Annotated in this window: 14 protein-coding genes; 7 read left to right on the top strand and 7 right to left on the bottom strand. The window is 72.4% G+C overall.

Features of this window, described 5'->3' with window-relative positions; translation table 11 throughout:
- Nucleotides 1-90 precede the first annotated feature (90 nt).
- The gene (gene arsM, locus AC068A_RS18150) at nucleotides 91-933 is read right to left on the bottom strand and encodes an arsenite methyltransferase (protein ID WP_478586008.1); all 843 of its coding nucleotides are present in this window, start codon (nucleotides 931-933) and stop codon (nucleotides 91-93) included.
- Nucleotides 934-1,037: 104 nt separating this feature from the next.
- Here arsM and AC068A_RS18145 point away from each other — a divergent pair, with 104 nt between their 5' ends.
- The 5 genes from AC068A_RS18145 (at nucleotide 1,038) to AC068A_RS18125 (ending at nucleotide 4,461) form a co-directional block, all read left to right on the top strand.
- Nucleotides 1,038-1,412, top strand: a complete 375-nt coding sequence (locus AC068A_RS18145) for an ArsR/SmtB family transcription factor (RefSeq protein WP_478586007.1) — start codon at nucleotides 1,038-1,040, stop codon at nucleotides 1,410-1,412.
- Nucleotides 1,409-2,143 carry an aquaporin gene (locus AC068A_RS18140; RefSeq protein WP_478586006.1) on the top strand — a complete coding sequence of 245 codons (735 nt, stop codon included), beginning with the start codon at nucleotides 1,409-1,411 and terminating at the stop codon, nucleotides 2,141-2,143. Before AC068A_RS18145 ends, AC068A_RS18140 begins: the two co-directional genes overlap by 4 nt.
- 31 nt (nucleotides 2,144-2,174) lie before the next feature.
- Nucleotides 2,175-2,588 carry an arsenate reductase ArsC gene (locus AC068A_RS18135; RefSeq protein ID WP_478586004.1) on the top strand — a complete coding sequence of 138 codons (414 nt, stop codon included), beginning with the start codon at nucleotides 2,175-2,177 and terminating at the stop codon, nucleotides 2,586-2,588.
- Between the two features lie 315 nt (nucleotides 2,589-2,903).
- The gene (locus tag AC068A_RS18130; protein WP_478586003.1) at nucleotides 2,904-3,377 is read left to right on the top strand and encodes a hypothetical protein; all 474 of its coding nucleotides are present in this window, start codon (nucleotides 2,904-2,906) and stop codon (nucleotides 3,375-3,377) included.
- A gap of 211 nt (nucleotides 3,378-3,588) precedes the next feature.
- Nucleotides 3,589-4,461, top strand: coding sequence for an SAM-dependent methyltransferase (locus tag AC068A_RS18125; protein ID WP_478586001.1), 873 nt, complete (start codon nucleotides 3,589-3,591; stop codon nucleotides 4,459-4,461).
- An 88-nt stretch (nucleotides 4,462-4,549) separates the two neighbouring features.
- On the opposite strand, the gene AC068A_RS18120 is transcribed toward AC068A_RS18125, so the two are convergent.
- A complete protein-coding gene (locus tag AC068A_RS18120; protein WP_478585999.1) occupies nucleotides 4,550-5,785 on the bottom strand; it encodes a GDSL-type esterase/lipase family protein in 1,236 nt (411 codons plus the stop codon).
- A gap of 47 nt (nucleotides 5,786-5,832) precedes the next feature.
- Nucleotides 5,833-6,405 (bottom strand): TetR/AcrR family transcriptional regulator, encoded by a 573-nt coding sequence (locus AC068A_RS18115; RefSeq protein ID WP_478585997.1) that lies wholly within the window; start codon nucleotides 6,403-6,405, stop codon nucleotides 5,833-5,835.
- Between the two features lie 136 nt (nucleotides 6,406-6,541).
- Here AC068A_RS18115 and AC068A_RS18110 point away from each other — a divergent pair, with 136 nt between their 5' ends.
- Nucleotides 6,542-7,381: a hypothetical protein gene (locus AC068A_RS18110; RefSeq protein WP_478585995.1), complete on the top strand. Its 840-nt coding sequence runs from the start codon at nucleotides 6,542-6,544 to the stop codon at nucleotides 7,379-7,381.
- Between the two features lie 177 nt (nucleotides 7,382-7,558).
- Here AC068A_RS18110 and AC068A_RS18105 read toward each other — a convergent pair whose 3' ends face one another.
- From AC068A_RS18105 to AC068A_RS18090, 4 genes are all read right to left on the bottom strand, one after another.
- Entirely contained in the window at nucleotides 7,559-8,773 is a 1,215-nt protein-coding gene (locus tag AC068A_RS18105) for a S8 family peptidase (protein WP_478585993.1), read from the bottom strand.
- Between the two features lie 280 nt (nucleotides 8,774-9,053).
- On the bottom strand, nucleotides 9,054-13,451 hold the full coding sequence (locus tag AC068A_RS18100; protein WP_478585992.1) for an nSTAND1 domain-containing NTPase: 4,398 nt from the start codon (nucleotides 13,449-13,451) through the stop codon (nucleotides 9,054-9,056).
- A gap of 35 nt (nucleotides 13,452-13,486) precedes the next feature.
- A complete protein-coding gene (locus AC068A_RS18095) occupies nucleotides 13,487-13,876 on the bottom strand; it encodes a CU044_2847 family protein (protein WP_478585990.1) in 390 nt (129 codons plus the stop codon).
- Nucleotides 13,877-13,977: 101 nt separating this feature from the next.
- Nucleotides 13,978-14,583, bottom strand: coding sequence for a TIGR03086 family metal-binding protein (locus AC068A_RS18090; RefSeq protein WP_478585988.1), 606 nt, complete (start codon nucleotides 14,581-14,583; stop codon nucleotides 13,978-13,980).
- A gap of 566 nt (nucleotides 14,584-15,149) precedes the next feature.
- On the opposite strand from AC068A_RS18090, the gene AC068A_RS18085 reads away from it, so the two are divergent.
- Nucleotides 15,150-17,227: nitronate monooxygenase (locus AC068A_RS18085; RefSeq protein ID WP_478585987.1), on the top strand; the 2,078-nt coding region annotated here is incomplete at its 3' end.

The following is a 17,227-nucleotide window of genomic DNA, read 5'->3' as shown; positions in this document are numbered from 1 at the left end:
TTTTCCAACCGGTCGACGGGGCCGGACAGTTGGGGTGCCCTCAAGGCCCACCGGGGCGCCGGCCAAGAGCGTCTCCGTATGCGGGCACGATCACGTCGCGTCGTTCCCGCTCTGACCGGTGGGGGCGGGCGTGGGTACGCCGCAGCATGCGCCGGCCGTGACCGGGCCGCTGGTCCGGGTGGCACCGGTCGGCTTGACCGCGCGGACGATGGCGGCGTGCATGCCGTCGGCGACCGGGTGGGTCGCAGTGATCTCGATGTTCGTGAATCCGGCGGCTTCCAGGCCAGCCCGGTACTCGGCGAAGGAGAGGGCACCGGCGATGCAGCCGACGTAGTCGCCGCGTTCGGCCCGCTGGTCGGGGGTGAGGGGTTCGTCGGCGACGACGTCGGAGACGCCGATGCGGCCGCCGGGCCTGAGGACGCGGAAGGTCTCGGCGAAGACGGCAGGCTTGTCGGTGGACAGGTTGATCACGCAGTTGGAGATCACGACGTCGATGGTGTTCGCGGGAAGCGGGACGGCCTCGATGGTGCCCTTGAGGAACTCCACGTTGGCCGCGCCCGCCTTCTGCGCATTGGCGAGGGCGAGGGCGAGCATCTCGTCGGTCATGTCGAGGCCGTAGGCCCTGCCGGTGGGGCCGACGCGGCGGGCGGAGAGCAGGACGTCGATGCCGCCGCCGGAGCCGAGGTCGAGGACGCGCTCGCCGTCACGGAGTTCGGCGACGGCGGTGGGGTTCCCGCAGCCGAGGGAGGCGGCCACCGCCTCGGCGGGCAGGACGTCGCGTTCGTCTGCGGCATAGAGGGTGGAGCCGAAGTTCTCGTCGGCCTCGACCGGCTCGGGCCCGCAGCAGGCTGTGCCGCCCTCGGTGGCCTTCATGGCGGCCGCTGCGTACCGTTCGCGGACGGTTTCACGCAGGTCGGTGGACTGGTCACTCATGGCTTCACTCCTAAATGACGGGCAAGGCAGCGCCCGGAGCAGCTTGTATCGATGTTCATTGATTCAAGCTTGCGCCTTGAATCGAAAAACGTCAACATAGAGGCATGTCGAAACAAGAGCTTGAGGTGATCGGCCAGGACCCTGCCTGCTGTCCGGGCCTGTCCACCGCTCCGCTGGACGAGGACCAGGCGGCGGAGCTGGCGAAGGTGTTCAAGGCGCTGGGCGACCCGGTCCGGCTGCGGCTGATGTCGTTGATCGCCTCGCGCGGGGAGGGCGGCGAGGTCTGCGTGTGCGAGCTGACCCCGGCCTTCGACCTGTCGCAGCCGACCATCTCCCACCACCTCAAGCTGCTGCGGCAGGCCGGGCTGATCGACTGCGAGCGCCGCGGGACCTGGGTCTACTACTGGGTGCTGCCCGGCGTCCTGGACCGGCTCGCCGCGTTCCTGACCGCCCCGCAGCCCGCCGGAGCAGGCGCGTGAACGCCTCCCTCGGCCGGCGGGTCGCCGCCGAGGCCATCGGGACCGGGCTGCTGGTGGCGGTGGTGGTCGGCTCCGGCATCCAGGCCACCGAGCTGTCGCGCGACGTCGGCGTGCAGCTTCTCGCCAACTCCCTCGCCACCGTCTTCGGCCTGGGTGTGCTGATCCTGCTGCTCGGCCCGGTCTCCGGTGCGCACTTCAACCCCGCGGTGACGCTCGCCGCCTGGTTCACCGGCCGCCGCACCGAGGGCGGGCTCACCCTGCGGGACGTCGCCGCGTACCTGCCCGCCCAGATCGCGGGCGCGATCGGCGGGGCGGTCCTGGCCGACGCGATGTTCGCCAGGCCACTGGTGAAGTTCTCCACCCACGACCGGTCCGCCGGTCACCTCTGGCTCGGCGAGCTCGTCGCCACAGCCGGGTTGGTCCTGCTGGTCCTCGGCCTCAACCGGATCGGACGCACCTCGCTCGCCCCGGCTGCGGTGGCCTCCTACATCGGGGCCGCCTACTGGTTCACCTCCTCCACGTCCTTCGCGAACCCGGCGGTGACCATCGGCCGCGCCTTCACCGACACCTTCGCCGGCATCGCCCCCGCCTCCCTCGCCCCCTTCGTCACGGCCCAGCTGCTCGGAACCGTGCTCGGCCTCGGTGCCATCGCAGTGGTCTACGGCCGCCCTGCTCCCGCCGCAGACGAGGCCGTCGCCCCGCACGAAGAGCCCCAACTCGCTTCGGCCTGATCCACCCCGCTCCCGAAGAAGGAATCCCCCCATGAGCGCTCCCGCCCCGCGCCCGTCCGTACTGTTCGTCTGCGTCCACAACGCCGGCCGCTCCCAGATGGCCGCCGCGTTCCTCACCCACCTCGCCGGCGACCGCGTCGAGGTCCGCTCCGCCGGCTCCGCCCCCGCCGACACCGTCAACCCCGCCGTCGTGCAGGCGATGGACGAGGTGGGCATCGACATCTCCGCCGAGTCCCCGAAGATCCTCACCACCGAGGCGGTCCGGGCCTCGGACGTCGTCATCACCATGGGCTGCGGGGACACCTGCCCGGTCTTCCCCGGCAAGCGCTACCTCGACTGGAAGCTCGACGACCCGGCCGGCCAAGGCGTCGGCGCCGTCCGGCCGATCCGGGACGAGATCAGGAGCCGGGTCGAGGGCTTGATCGCCGAGATCGCACCCGTCTGAAAGACCGACCGCAAGCGGGATCGAGGCCTCGGCCCGCCCGCGCCCCGCAACTCGGTGCCACGGGGCCGAAGTACTGTGCCGCGGCGGCCACTCCCCCGCCCCTGGGTTGCAGCCGGACGCGCCGCAGATGCCTCCTCGTCGTTGCTGACGGTACGCAAACTCACCTCCCCGCCAGCCGAGATGCCCGCTTGACCCCCCTTCGATACCCCCCGGTTGCATGTCACCGGCACAGGGCGTGATTGGATCTTGGACGTCGTTCTCCTTCTCCAAGGAGAACGCGCGAACAAAGAAGCCGAGAAACGGAGAACGGGGAACATGCGCAAGACGGTTACCGGGCTGGCACTGCTCGCTGCGGTGGCACTGCTGACCGGCTGCGGAAGCGACAGCGGGAAAGAGGGTGGCGGCAAGACGGACGGCGCCGGCGCCAAGGGTGCGGCGTCCCAGGGCCCTTCGCCCACGGCCAAGGCACCGGAGGCCAGGACGGGCGCTGACAGCGCCACCCACGAAGTGACTTTGGAAGTCGCCGGCCAGGGCAAGACGAAGATCATGTACAACGCGGACACGAGCGGCTTCGAGGAGCAGGCCCTGCCGTGGACGAAGACGGAGACCATCAAGCTCATCGGCGCGGAACAGAAGGTGGGCCGTCTGGTGACGGTCGTCCCCGGCTCGATCCAGGGCGCAGACGGGATGCTGCAGCAGGCCCCCTGCGTCATCAAGGTCGACGGCAAGCAGGTCGCCGACAACGACGGCGGAAGGAACCCCAAGGGCTGCTTGTACAGGATCAAGTAGCCTCGTTCCAGAGCAGCGCCGGGTAGCAGGCGGGATCCGGTTTGGTTGGGGCTGCGCCGTGGAAGGTGCGTTCGCCGCACCGTCCCCGGCGCTCCTCGCACAACGGTGGCAAGGGTGTTGCGAACGGGGCCGGGAACTCCCCGACGCCGGCAGCAGCCGGTGATCACGGACGGGATGAGTCAAACCCGTCGATGTGGGGAAATGACCCAGCATGGTTGATCACGCCAAGGATGACAGCAGTGCAGCGGAGCATGAGGCCTGGACCCTCCGCTACTACGAAACCAGCGACGTCGACGCCTTCTACGACGCCGTCTGGGGCGGTGAGGACATCCACGTCGGCATGTACGCCCGCCCGCAGGAGGCGATCGCGGACGCCTCGCACCGCACGGTGCAGCACGCAGCGGACAGGATCGCAGACCTGCTCGGTCCGGACGCCACGGTCCTCGACCTCGGCTCGGGCTACGGCGGCTCCGCCCGCGCGCTCGCCGAACGGTTCGGCTGCCGGGTGGTGGCCCTGGACCTCAGCGAGGAACACAACCGGCGGCACCGGGCAGCCAATGCCCGACGGAAGCTGGACGGCCTGATCGAGGTCGTCACCGGCTCCCTCAACCACCTGCCCTTCGAAGCGGAACACTTCGATGTGGTGTGGTCCCTGGAGGTCCTGTGCCACGTGACGGACCGGGACGGCGCACTGAACGAGGCGGTGCGTGTGCTGAAACCCGGCGGAGCGCTGCTCTTCTCGGACATCACCGCAGCCGAGACCACCCCGGCGGAGGACGTGCAGCCGGCGCTGTCCCGTCTGGGTGTGCAGACGCTGGCAACGCCGTCGTTCTACCTGGAGCGCCTGGCCGGACTCGGTCTGACGGCCGGCTTCGAGGATCACACCGGGGACCTGGCCACCCACTACGCACGCCTCGACGAGGAGGTGCACCGCCGCACCCCCGAGCTGCAAGGCGTCATCAGCCAGGCCTACCTGGACGGCCTGCTGGCGAACCTGCCCCTGTGGACGGACATCACACGCCGCCGGCTGCTGCGCTGGGGACTCTTCCACGCCCGCCGCCCCGCCGTCCAAACCGCTTCCTGACGCACCCGAAGGAACGCGCCCGCGGCGGGACAACCGCCTCCCGGTGAGCTGTGGCCGCAACCGAAGGCCCGACGCCTGTCGATGCCTGCTAAGCGGTATCCGTGTCGGTGCTCCCGAGTCGCGGACCGGCGAACTCCGCGAACGGCCCGCCGTCGGTGAAGGCGTGCTGCGCGAAGCGTTCGCCCATGAGGCGGTGGGTCGCGGCGTCCGGGTGGAGGTTGTCGGGCAGCGGCACGGCGGCCTCGTCCGACGGTCCGTACAGCTCGCGTCCGTCGAGGTGGTACAGGTTCGGGTCGTCGGCGGAACGCTCGCGGACGATGCGGGCCAGCTCGTCCCGGATGACGGTGAGGGTCAGTTTTCCGCCGGCAACCTCACGGGGGTCCCCCGTGGCCCGGAACTTCAGCTGCCCGGTGACCAGGGAGTCCGGATCGACCGCGCCGGGGCCTGGGGTGTCCTCGTGCACGGGGCACAGGATCGGCGAGACGACGAGCAGCGGTGCCGTCGGGTGGCCTTCGCGGATCGTGTCGAGGAAGCCGTGCACCGCCGGGCCGAAGGCCCGCAGCCTCATCAGGTCGAGGTTGACCACGTTGATCCCGAGCTTGACGCTGATCAGGTCGGCGGGGGTGTCGCGGATCGTGCGGGCCGTGAACGGGTCGAGCAGCGCGCTGCCGCCGAACCCCAGGTTGAGCAGTTCCGCGCCGCCGAGCGATGCGGCGATGGCGGGCCAGGTGGTGCTGGGGCTCGCAGCATTGGAGCCGTGGCTGATCGAACTGCCGTGGTGCAGCCAGACGGGGCGGCCGCGGTGGGGCAGCGGCTCCACGGGGGCGTCGGTGCGCAGCGCGACGAGTTCGGTGGTCTCGTCGTGCGGCAGCCATATCTCGACGTCCTTCGCTCCGGACGGCAGGCCGGTGAAGCGGACGGCGGCCGGCGGGCCGGGGCGGTGCTCGGTGCTCCAGTCCGTCATGTCGATGACGAGGGTGTTGCCGCCGTCGGCGCCGGCCTGCGCGGTGAGCCGGCCGTCGACCAGCAGGTCGTACACGCCGTCCGGCCGGGGAGGGGCGCCCACGTAGACACGCTTGGTGGGCACGGTGTCGAGCCGGATCGCGGTGGCCCGGGTGCGGAAGGCGAGCCGTACGCCGGACGGCTGGGCCTCGGCCATGGCGAGCTGTCCGTCGGCGCACTGGGCCCGGGCCCGGGCGGGCAGCCGGTGCGGCACCAGTCCGCGCGGGGTGCGCTCCAGCTCGATGGCGCCGCGTACCAGGGAATCGGTGAGCGGGGTGGTGATCCAGTGTGACGCGAGGGGCTCGGAGGGTTCTGTGGGCATGTGCGGGCTCCTGTGACGTGGTGCGGGAGAGGGCTGCGGGTGGGCGCTCACGGTGCGGGCCAGGCCCGCAGCAGGGAGTCGAGGGCGTCGATGATGCGGTCCCAGCTCTCCTGGCTGTCGGGGGAGCTGTGGCTGAAGCCGCCGGCCTTCTCCAGGCTGACGTAGCCGTGGAAGACGCTGCCGAGCATGCGGACGGCGTGGGTCTGTTCCGGTTCCGCGAGGTCGTAGCCCCGCAGGATGGCCCGCGTCATCCGCGCGTGGCGTACTCCGGCGCTCGCCAGAGCGGTGTCGGTGTCCAGCGGGAACTGGGTCGCGGTGTAGCGGCCGGGGTGCTGTCGGGCGTAGTCGCGGAAGACGTCCGCGTACGCCCCGAGGGCGTCCTTGCCGGACCGTCCGGCGAGGGCGTCGGCGGCCCGGTCGGCGAGTTCCTCAAGGCAGGACAGTGCGATCCGGGTTTTCAGGTCGTGGGAGTTGCGCAGGTGCGAGTACAGGCTCGCGACCTTGACGTCGAACCTCCGGGCGAGTTCCGAGAGCGTTACGCGTTCGAAGCCGATCTCATCCGCCAGCTCCGCCCCGGCACGCACCAGCCGATCCGCTGTGAGCCCGACACGTCCTGCCATGGCATTCCTCTTCCCCGACCTTGCCTATCTCCTTTAAGAGATTACCTAAAGCATATAGGCAACGGAGCGGTGTTCTCCTGCGGCAGGCAGGGCGTTGCGCCCACGAGGCAGTCCGCCCGGGGTTTAAGCTCGGCCCGTGGCGCAACCCGAACAGCGCGTCGAAGGCCGCGGCCCCTTCACCACCCGGGTCACCTGGCAACTGCCCGGCGGCGGGACAGCAGTCTGGGAGTCGCGGCTCGCCCGGCGGCGGGGAACCCTCGCCGTCCGTGCACCGGGTGCCGACCACGACCGGCACTCCCGTGCCGACGAGGTCGCGATCAGCCGCCTGCGCAGGCTCAACACCATCGCCGCGACCGCGTTCGTCATCGGCGGGTCCCTCTTCGCGGCCGGCGCCGGCATCGTCCAGTTCGGATCCGGTGACGCCATGGAAAGCGCCGCGATCTACTTCACGGGCGGCCTCTTCTTCAACACCGGCGGCTACGCCTCGCTCCTGCAAGCGGTCAACGCGCCCCGCCACGCGGTCGGCGACCACGTGCTGGTCACCCGCCCCTGGCGGTGGTGGAGCTACGAGCCGATGCGGCTGGACTGGCTGAGCGCCTTCCTCTTGTTCACGGGCACGCTGGTGTTCGGCGTGAACCTGCTGGACTCGTTCCTGCAGGGGCTGAGCGTCCAGCAGGTCAACCGGCTGATCTGGGTACCCGACGTGGTGGGCTGCCTGCTGTTCCTGGCTTCCGGGCACCTCGCCCTGATCGAGGTCTGCCACGGACGGCTCCGCCTCCTCCCGCGCAGCCTCGGCTGGTGGATCGTCGCGGTGAACCAGCTCGGGTCCGTCCTCTTCATGGTTTCGGCGCTCGCCGCGTTCACCCGGCCGGCCACCGGCAGCCCGGTCAACGTCGGCATCGCCAATTGGGGCACCCTCACCGGCGCCCTCTGCTTCTCCGCCGGCGGCATCCTCCAGCTCTTCGAACGCCCGTAGAGCCCCTGGTTCTGCAGGGCGCGCGGCCGACGGGCGGTGCCGCGAGTCCGGTGTGGGCGGTGACGGCGGCGCACAAGGCAGGGCCGAGGCCGCCGCATCCCCCCTCGGGTGCGGCGGCCTCGGTGCTTGTGCGGGCGGATCGGGCCGCAGGCGGATCGCGCCCCGGGCCTGATCCGGCTACCGGTCGGACACCTTCAGCAGCTTGTTCGGCGTACCGCTGTTCGGGTTGGTGATCTTCCCCTGGGTCGCGCCCGCCGTGAGCGCCTCGGCGACCTGTGCGGGGGTGGCGTCCTTGTGGCCGGCCAGGTAGAGCGCGGCCGCCCCCGCGACGTGCGGGGCCGCCATGGACGTACCGGAGATCGTCTTCGTGCCCGTGTCGCTGTCGTTCCAGGTGGAGGTGATGTCCGAGCCCGGTGCGTAGAGGTCCACGACGGAGCCGAAGTTGGAGAAGGACGACTGGGCGTCGGCGGCGGTGCTCGAGGCGACGGTGATCGCCTCCCGGACGCGGGAGGGCGAGCCCTGTCCGGCGTCGCTCGATTCGTTGCCCGCAGCGACCGCGAAGGTGACGCCCGCCGCTATCGAACGGCGCACGGCCTCGTCGAGCGCCTCGTCGGCACCGCCGCCGAGGCTCATGTTCGCCACCGAGGGGCCGCTGTGGTGCTGCGTCACCCAGTCGATCCCGGCCACGACCTGCTCGGTGCTGCCCGACCCGTTGTCGTCGAGCACACGGACGGCGACGATCTTCGCAGCCTTCGCCACCCCGTGCGACCGGCCGGCCACGGTCCCGGCGACGTGCGTGCCGTGCCCGTTGCCGTCGTCGGCGCTCTGGTCGTTGTCCACGGCGTCGAAGCCGTGCTCGGCCCGGCCGCCGAAGTCCTTGTGGGTGATCCGGACGCCGGTGTCGATGACGTACGCCGTGACGCCCTCCCCACCCGCGTCGGGGTAGGTGTACTTCTTGTCCGCCGCAGTCTCCGTCTGATCGATCCGGTCGAGGCCCCAGGAGGGCGGGTTGTCCTGGGTGGTGTTGATGGAGAACTTCTTGTTCTGGACGACCTTGGCCACCGCCGGGTCGGCGGCGAGGCGCTTGGCTCCGGTCTCCGAGAGCCCGGACGCGGAGAAGCCGTTGACAGCGGACGCGTAGCTGCGCTTGAGTTCGCCGCCGTACTTCTTGGCGAGGGCCTGTTTGTCCGCGTTCCGGTCGAGAATGACGATGTAGCTGCCGGCGAGCGCTCCGGGGGCGCCGAGCCCGTACACCGTGCCCTCGGCGGGTGCGGTCGCGCCGGCGACGGGCGATAACAGCATGCAGAGGCCGGCGGCGGTGGTGACTCCCGTGGCCACTGCCAGAATGCGGAGGCCGCGTGAACGTGCGCGGGCATGCCTGTGGGTTGACATGGTGAGGGGTCTCCTCGTGTTTGACGTGTGGGGCATCAAAGCGTTGTCGCGCAACCCCGTTGGAGCCGAAGGATCTTCGGGGGCTGGTTCGAAACCCTGACCGATTCGCAGAGGCGATTCAAGGCCGCCCGAGCCGTCAGCGGTGTTCGACAAGATTTCTCAAGGAAATCTCCTCGTCAGCACCTCGGAACGATCACACTCTTCGAACAACCAACACATGTACGCCACTTCACGATGCACTAGCGAAGAGCAGGTCCCGAGGCGCCCATGCAGCCGCCGGCTATCGGGGCTCGGGGCAGAGGTCAGTGGGCAGTCCGGAGGGGAGGCCGCCGCGCTCGTCGGCGGTGAGCCCGCGGCCGAGGACGGCGCAGACGTGGCGCTTCCACAGGGCGGGATCGAGGCGGAACAGTGTCAGCGGGCCGCCGTCCACGGGCGACCTCAGCAGCGCCTTGCCGTCGCGGGTCGCCGCGACGAAGCCCTGTACCTCCTCGAACTGGTACGTCTCCCGGTACCCGGGGTCGTCCGCCCGGAGGAACTGCACGGAGCTGTTGTTGGCCACGAAGAACCCGGCGCCCGGGGTCAGGCCCGCCGCCCACCGGTTCGGGTTCAGCGGTCCGAGCGGGCCCACCACCCTCCTGGACGGCTTCCCGGGGCGCACCGCCCACAGTTCCACCATGCCGCCGACGTTCATCACGGTCACGTAGTGCGGGTCCCGCAGGAACACGGCCACGACGAGGTCGGCGCCGAGCCGGATGCGCAGCTTCTCCGTCTCCTTGCCGGTGGCCAAGTCCAGGGCGTGGACGTCGGGTTCGCCGTGGACGGTGACTGCGATGTGCCCCGGCTCGGGATGGCGGCCCGCGTGGAAGGTCGGGTGGTCCTGCGGGGTGAGCTTCAGGTCGCGCAGGTCGATCGGCGGTGTGAGACGGCGTCCGTCGTGGGCGTCCCACTGTTCCAGGTGCGAGCCGGCGATCGTGACCAGCCGGTCGTCGTCGAGGAAGTGGAACTGCAGCAGGGCGGGCTTGCCGCCCGGCCCGACGGGTGGTTGCGCCGTGGTGAACTCGGCGACCCGGCTCAGCGAGGGCACGGCGCGGACCGTGATCCGGTTGTGGTTCGACACGTCCGCCACCAGGGTTCCGGAGCCGTTGACACGGATCGGCTGCGTGGCGTCCGGGGGCACGTCGGCAGGGGTCTGTACTTCGGCGAGGGTGCGCTCCTCGCCCTCCGTCTCCATCACGCGCAGGCTGTCGGCCTTGCGGCCGACGCGGACCACCATCCTGCTTCCGTCGCCGAGCAGTTCCGCCGGGCTGAAGGTGCTGGCGCCGTCGTGCCTGGTCAGTGCCCATCCGGTGACGGCGTTGTCCTCCTTCGTCACGACGACGGGCTTGGCCGCCGTGCCCAGGAGAGGAAGCCGGTTGATCTTCAGGGAGGACGCGGGGCCGAAGAACTTCGCCACTCCGTCCGCCGGCGCCGACGTCGGCGCCGATGCCGATGCCGATGCCGATGCCGATGCCGATGCCGATGCCGATGCCGCAGTGTCAACGACGTTCCAGGAACCGGCCGTGTCGCGCACCGCGAAGCGCTCGCCCTTCGCGGACACGGACACGGCGGCGCACGAGCTGTCCTTCCCGTGGTCGAAGCGGCGCAGCACCTGCCCGTCGGACACGCGGACGGCCTCGTAGCGGGCCGTCCCGATCTGGTCCGGATCGGGCCTGTCCCTCCGGCACACCACCGCCACACTGCCGTCGCCGGACACCGCCTCGCCCGCGTGATCGAGGCCGGCCGCCAGTTCGCGCACGGTGCCGGCGGCGATGTCGACCGCCACCAGCGCGGACGTGTCCGCCGCCAACGGGCTGTGCCTGGCGACCAGCGTGTTCCCGTCCGGCCCGAACCACACCTCGCTGAGCCCGGCGACCCGCTCCGGCAGCGCCTGCGGCCGTCCCGTGTCCAGGTCCCAGACCTGCACGGGCCGGGCCGCGGCGGCTGCGGACACCCCGACCAGGCGGCGGGCGTCCGGCGAGAAATCCATGATCTTCATGTTTCCCAGGGCCAGGCCCATGGAGCGGTTGCCGAGCGCCCCCTCGAGCCGGTGCGGCGGCCCGACCAGGCCCTTCCCCGAGGGGGTCACGTCGTGCCAGACCACTGCCCCGTCGCTGTCGTGGACGTACGCGATGCGCCGCCCGTCCCGGCTGACCACCGGGGAGACGACGTTGTCGGCGAGGCGGAGCGGCTCCTGCCGTACCCCGCCCGCGGCCGAGCGGACGAACAGGGTGGCCCGGCCGGTGCCGGACGTCACGAGCGTCACCGAGCCGTCCGCGCTCATCGACGCCGCCTTGTTCGCCCCCTCGGCCCCCGTCAGCATCCAGGCGCTGCTCCGCAGCGTGTCGTACCGACGCATCAGCGCACTGCGGGCCTCCTGCGTCGGTGCGATCTCGTACGCCGCCAGCGCGGCCAGCGCGGCCTGGCCGGGGTTGGTCTTCACCAGCTCGTCCGCCTGGACGGCGAGCGCCCGGGACCGCCCCTCGGCCGCCCGCCGCCCACTCTCGTTGGATTCCTGTACGAGGAACGTGCCCAGCGCAGCGACCAGTGCGAGGGCCAGGGCCCCCGCGGCCCAGCCCGTCCGCGCGCGTGCCCGCCGCACCCGCCTGCGGCGGCGGGCCTGTGCCAGGAACTCCCGCTGCTCCGCGGTCAGGTCCGCCTCCCGCCCGCGCAGCCGTGCTTCGACGACCGCGAGCTGGAGGGGGCCGGGCAGCAGGTCGGCCGGGCCGTCCGCCTTCCGCCACCGCTCCAGGTCGTGCTGCACCTCCGCGCGGCCCGCCAGGAAGTCCGCGCTGGCCCGGACCTCCTCGGCGAGCGCCGGCCAGGCCGTGATCAGCGCCTCGTGGGACAGTTCCGCGCTCTCGGGGCGGCCGTCGCCGCCGTACAGGACCAGCAGGCGCCGATCGGCCAGCGCCTGCACCAGCCGCCAACGCTCCTCCCCGGCCTCCTCCCGGGTCAGGACCCGCCTCAGCGGGGCCTCGCCGCCGGGCAGCACCCGTACCAGTCCCGTCAGCAGCAGCCGCGCCTGCGCCTCCTCCCCCGGTCTGACGCAGGCCCGCCACGCCTCCTCGGCATGGCGGCGCAGCGCACCGGACACGCCGCCGAGCTCCTCGTACGCCGCGGCCCGCAGCCGTCCGGCGGCCCTGCGCTCCCACAACTGCGCCAGGACGAAACCCAGCAGCGGAAGGATGCCCGGCTCGCCGCCGGCGTCGTCGAGGATGCGCCGGTCGAGCCCGGGGTCGTACGCGACGGCCGGAACCGCCCCGAGCGGTTCGGTGATCACGACGTGCAGCTGGTCCCGCGTCATGGGGGTGAGCGGGAGCGTCACTCCCCGCTTCAGGGCGGGGCCCAGCCGCGGGTGGCTCAGCGCAGCGTCCATGAAGTCGGCCCGCAGCGTGACCAGGACCCGCAGGCCGGCGGGCTGCCGGTCGGGGAACAGCAGCGCCACGGCCTGCGCGATCTCCGGCTCGGGGCGGTTCAGCAGTGCCTCGGCCTGGTCGAGCACGACCAGCAGCGGCGTCCCCTGCCGCCCCGTCGCCCGGTGCAGGGCGCCGGTGAGGCCCAGGCCGTCCAGCCACTGTTCCACCTGGTCGGCGCTCTCCGCCCGCGCCGCCGGACCGTGGCGTCCCGACCGCGCCGCCTCGAACAGCTCCGTCGCGAGGACCGCCCGCGGGGAGGCGGTGCCCCCGAAGTCGGCGACCAGCACCTCGTGGCCGTCACGACGCATCCTCGGCACCACGCCGGCGAGGGCGAGGGAGGACTTCCCGCAGCCCGAGGGGCCGTACACGGTGACGGCGGGGTGGTGGCCGCGCAGCGCCGCGACGGCCTCGCCGACGTCGTCGTCCCGCCCGAAGAACACGTCCGCGTCGTCCTCCTGGAGCGCGGCCAGCCCCCGGAAGGGCGCGGCGGGCAGCAGGACGCCGGCGAGCGCGGGCACCTCGCGTACGAGCGTTCCGGTACTCAGCACGAAGACCTGCTGCGTCTCCTGCTCGGGCTGTGCGGCGACCACGAGGCCGACCACCGCACCCAGCTCGTTGTCCCAGACGGGACTTCCGCTGAAGCCCTTCCTGACGTACGCGTCCTGCCCGTCAGCGCGGGAGAGCTGTAACCACCCCTCCTCCGTCGCCCCGCTGAACCGGCCCCGGAACCACAGGACGGTCGGCTCGCCGCCGGTGAACCCGACCGCCCGTGCCCCGTGCTCCCATACCCGGTCGGGGTCGGCCATCGGCAGCGGGCGCGTCCCCGGGACGGCGCCGCGCAGCCGCAGCAGGGCGACGTCCCCCGTACGGTCGGGCCGGATCGGGATCCACTGCTCCACCTCGGCCGGGCGGCTACGGCCGGCACCGGCGGCCGGCTGCCCGGCCAGCGGGAAGTCGACGGTGACCCGGGATCCGGGGGCCACCACCTCGTGCCGGGGGCGCCCGAGGGCGTCCGACACGACATGGGCGCAGGTCAGCACCAGGTCCGGTGCGACGAGGGCGCCGGCGCCGCAGACGGTGCCGTCCTGCCCGCTGATCCGTACGACGGCCGAGGCGAGAGCCTCGTCGGCACTGCGCGACTGCGGCCCTGTGCCCGTGTTCGTGCCCGTGCCCGTGCTCGTGCTCGTCTTCGTGCTCGTTCGCGTCTGCGTCTTCCTGTCCATCACCGCACCCCCGTCACCCCGGTGAGACCTGCCTGTCAGCCCTGCGATCCGGACTGCTGCGCATTGTCGGCGGGGGCGGGCTGCGGGTCAGGCCTGTTCCAGGTCAGGCTCACGGAGAAGTTGGCCGCGGTCGCGGTGCTGGCTATGACCACGTCCGCCTCGGCGGACAGCGACACCCCGAACTCCAGGGTGATCTCGTCGGGGGCGTTGGCCAGGCCCCGGAACCGTCCCACGAAGCTCTCCGCCACGGGCCGCACGGTGTCCAGCATCTGCCCGAACGACCGCTCGGCCCGTGCTATGGACCGGCCGCCGCGGCCGACCCGCACGAGGGCCTCGTCCACCTCGCGGATCTGCACACGGATCGTCTCCCCGCCGTCACCGTCTTCGAGAGGCACTTCGACCGTGTGGACCAACCGTTCGCTCATTGCGGCCTCCAACCGTTGGGAGCTGGGATGGTAGCGAAGCGGGCGGCGTCCGGGGCAGGTGTTGACGGTTCATCAGTCGAACCCGTCCGGCCCCGGCGGCATTACGGGGACGTCGGCGGCGTCCAGCCCGGATCCCGTCCGCTCAATCCGACTGCCCGGTCCAGCAGCGGGGCGTCGTCGGGTACGGGCACGACGGGTCCGAAGATGTCGCCGCGGCCTTCGTCCTCGGCGGCCGCCGCCTGCAGGAAGGCATGCGAGGCGCGCAGCGCGGCCTGATCGGGTGCGTACTCCTGGCCGGTGGCCCGGGCGAGATCCCAGCCGTGGATCACCAGTTCGTCGACCGCCACGGCACCCGCGATGTCGCCGGGCAGGAGCACGCCGCCCGCTTGGGTCGTGCCGGTCCAGGCGGCCGGGTCCCGCCAGGCTTCGGCCAGTTCGGCGAGGACCCGGGGGAGTTCCTCGCGCCAGAGAGCGGGCAGGGCGGGCACGGCGGCTGCGTCGGGTGCCGTGTCGGTCGTGGGCCCCAGGTTCTTGCGGGCGGCGTCGCGGAAGGCGACGGCGAGGCCCGCGAGGTGGCTCAGCAAGTCGCTGACCGCGTACTCGGGGCAGGGCGTCGGGTCGGCGAGCCGGTCGTCCGAGACGCTCACCGCGAGTCGGGCCACGATCCGGGCTTGTGGTCGGAGGTCGAGGGTCGTCGTATCGGTCATCTGCCGTTCCCTCCGGGACGATGGGTCTGCAGGGTAGACCGATGGCGAAGCCCGTACTCATCGCAACACCGGCATTGCGCCCAGGTGGACCGGCTGGGCCGTCCGTGCCCGCCCGTACGGAATCCGGCGGCGCGCACGGCGGCGGCGCCGCAACAGCCGTTGAACAGCACGTGAAGCCGGGCCGCCCGGCCCGCGAAGAACTCCGGCCGGGGTTGCCGTTCCGTCAGCTGCGCCCCCGTGTGGCTGCCGCGGAAGCGGTCCTTGCTGCTGCCGGTGCCCAGGCGGTGCTGAGGCCGTGGAAGCGGCGGAACGCGAGGTCCGGAGGGGTGCATCCCGGTGGGTGCCCGTTCTGCCGGCCGGGGATCGAGGTTCCCGTGCCGGTTCGGAGCCGTCGGGTTCGGATCAGCGACGTAGCGTTGACCCTTCGGTAACTTGGCGCTAGTTTCGCCTCGTTCACCGAAGGCCCGAATTCCCGTTCCGGGCCCGCGCGACCTTGTGCCTTCCCGCGGCCTTTGCCATGGCCGAAATTCCCCCACCGGGCAACGCCATCGCACATTCGGAGAATCATGACGTCGGTAGAGCGAGTCATCGGACTGACCCCCTTCGGCGAACCCGACGCACGCCTCGCGGCCGCGGTCGCCCGCGGCGGCGGACTCGGCGTCCTTGATCTCGGATCCGGTGATCGGGCCGCCCGCGAAGCCCTCGGCGACCTGCGGCGATGGCTCCCCGGCCGGTACGGGGTGCGGATCGGGCCGCAGTGCCGGTTACGCCCCCGGGACGTGGCCGGACTGCTCGGCGGGCCCGGCGGGCCCCGTACCGTGCTCCTCGGTGTCGGGTCGACCGTGCGGTCCGGCGACCTGCCGTCCGGCGTGCGGGTGCTGGCCGAGGCCACCGGCCTGGCGCAGGCCCGGACCGCCCTGGACGACGGCGTGCACGGCCTGATCGCCCGGGGCGGCGAATGCGGCGGCCGGATCGGCGAACTGGGTACCTTCGTGCTGCTGCAACAGCTCCTCGACGCCGCCGGCCCCGACGGGCCGCCGGTGTGGGCCTGCGGGGGCATGGCGCCGGGTACGGCCGCAGCCGCCGTCGTCGGCGGCGCCGCGGGAGTGGTGCTCGACACCCAGCTGGCCCTCCTCGCGGAATCGGCGCTCCCCGCGTCCGTCGCGACCCTCCTGCGGTCGATGGACGGCACCGAGACCACGGTGCTGGGCGGCCACCGCTTCCTGCACCGCCGCGGGCCCGGCACCCCACCGGCCGCGGAACTGCCCGACGACCCGGACCGGGTCGCCGATCTGCTCGGCGGGCGCGACCCGGACACCCGGCTGCTCCCGGTCGGGCAGGACGCCTTCCTCGCCGCTCGATTCGCCGACCGCCACCGGGACGCCGCCGGCGCAGTCCGCGCCGTCACCGAAGCGGTCCGGGCCGCGGCCGAGGACGACACCGCCACCCGCAGCCTGCGCGCCGGGTCGCCCATGAGCCGGGCCCTCGGCACCCCGTTGCCCGTCGCCCAGGGCCCGATGACCCGGGTCAGCGACGGGGCGGACTTCGCCCGCGCGGTGTCCGACGGCGGAGCCCTGCCCTTCCTCGCCCTGGCGCTCGCCGGCCGTGAACAGGCGGGCGCCCTGCTCGCCGAGGCCGCCGCAGCGCTCGAGGGCCGCCCCTGGGGGGTGGGGATCCTCGGCTTCGCGCCGGAGGAGACCCGTGCCGCACAGCTCGAAGCGGTGCGCGCGCACCGGCCCAGCCACGCCGTCATCGCCGGGGGCCGGCCCTCGCAGGCCCGGGCCCTGGAGGCCGACGGCATCCGGACCTTCCTGCACGTGCCCTCTCCCGGACTGCTGCGCCAGTACCTCGGCGAGGGCGCGCGCCGGTTCGTCTTCGAAGGCGCCGAGTGCGGGGGGCACGTCGGCCCGCGCAACAGCTTCCCGCTGTGGGAGGCGCAGACCGGCGTCCTGCTCGACCACCTGACGGAGGATCCCGGCGCCGCGCCGGACATCGAGGTGTTCTTCGCGGGCGGTGTGCACGACGCCCGCTCCGCCGCCATGGTCGCGGCCCTGGCCGCGCCGCTCACCGCCCGCGGGTGTGCGGTCGGCGTGCTGATGGGCACCGCCTACCTGTTCACCCGGGAGGCCGTCGCCCACGGCGCCGTACGGCCCCTGTTCCAGCGGCAGGTGCTGGCCGCCGAGGGCACCGCGCTGCTGCGGACGGCTCCCGGGCACGCCACGCGGTGCGTGCCGAGCCCGTTCAGCGAGGGCTTCCGGAACCTGGCGGCCGGCCTGCGCGCGAAGGGCGTTCCCGACCGCGAGGCCTGGGAGCGGCTGGAGCGCCTGAACGTCGGCCGGCTGCGGCTGGCGAGCAAGGGCGTCGAGCGCACCGCAACCGGTGCCCTGGCCGCGGTCGACGAGGAACGGCAGTACGCCGAGGGGATGTTCATGGCCGGTCAGGTGGCCGTGCTGCGCGATGCCGCCACCAGCATCGCCGTGCTCCACGCGTCCGTCACCGACGGGGCCGCCGCCTTCCTGGACCGGCGGCGCGCCGTCCTGGGGGGCGGGCAGGACCCGGCCCGCGCCAAAGGCGGCACCCCGGCCCCGGGTCCTGTTCCTGCTCCTCCTGGCGTGGCCCTCGTCCGTGTGGTCTTTCTTTTCCC

The sequence above is a fragment of the Streptomyces sp. NPDC043854 genome (genome assembly GCF_056436005.1).
The sequence above is the reverse complement of the archived record's forward strand: the minus strand, read 5'-3'. Positions and strand labels throughout refer to the sequence as shown.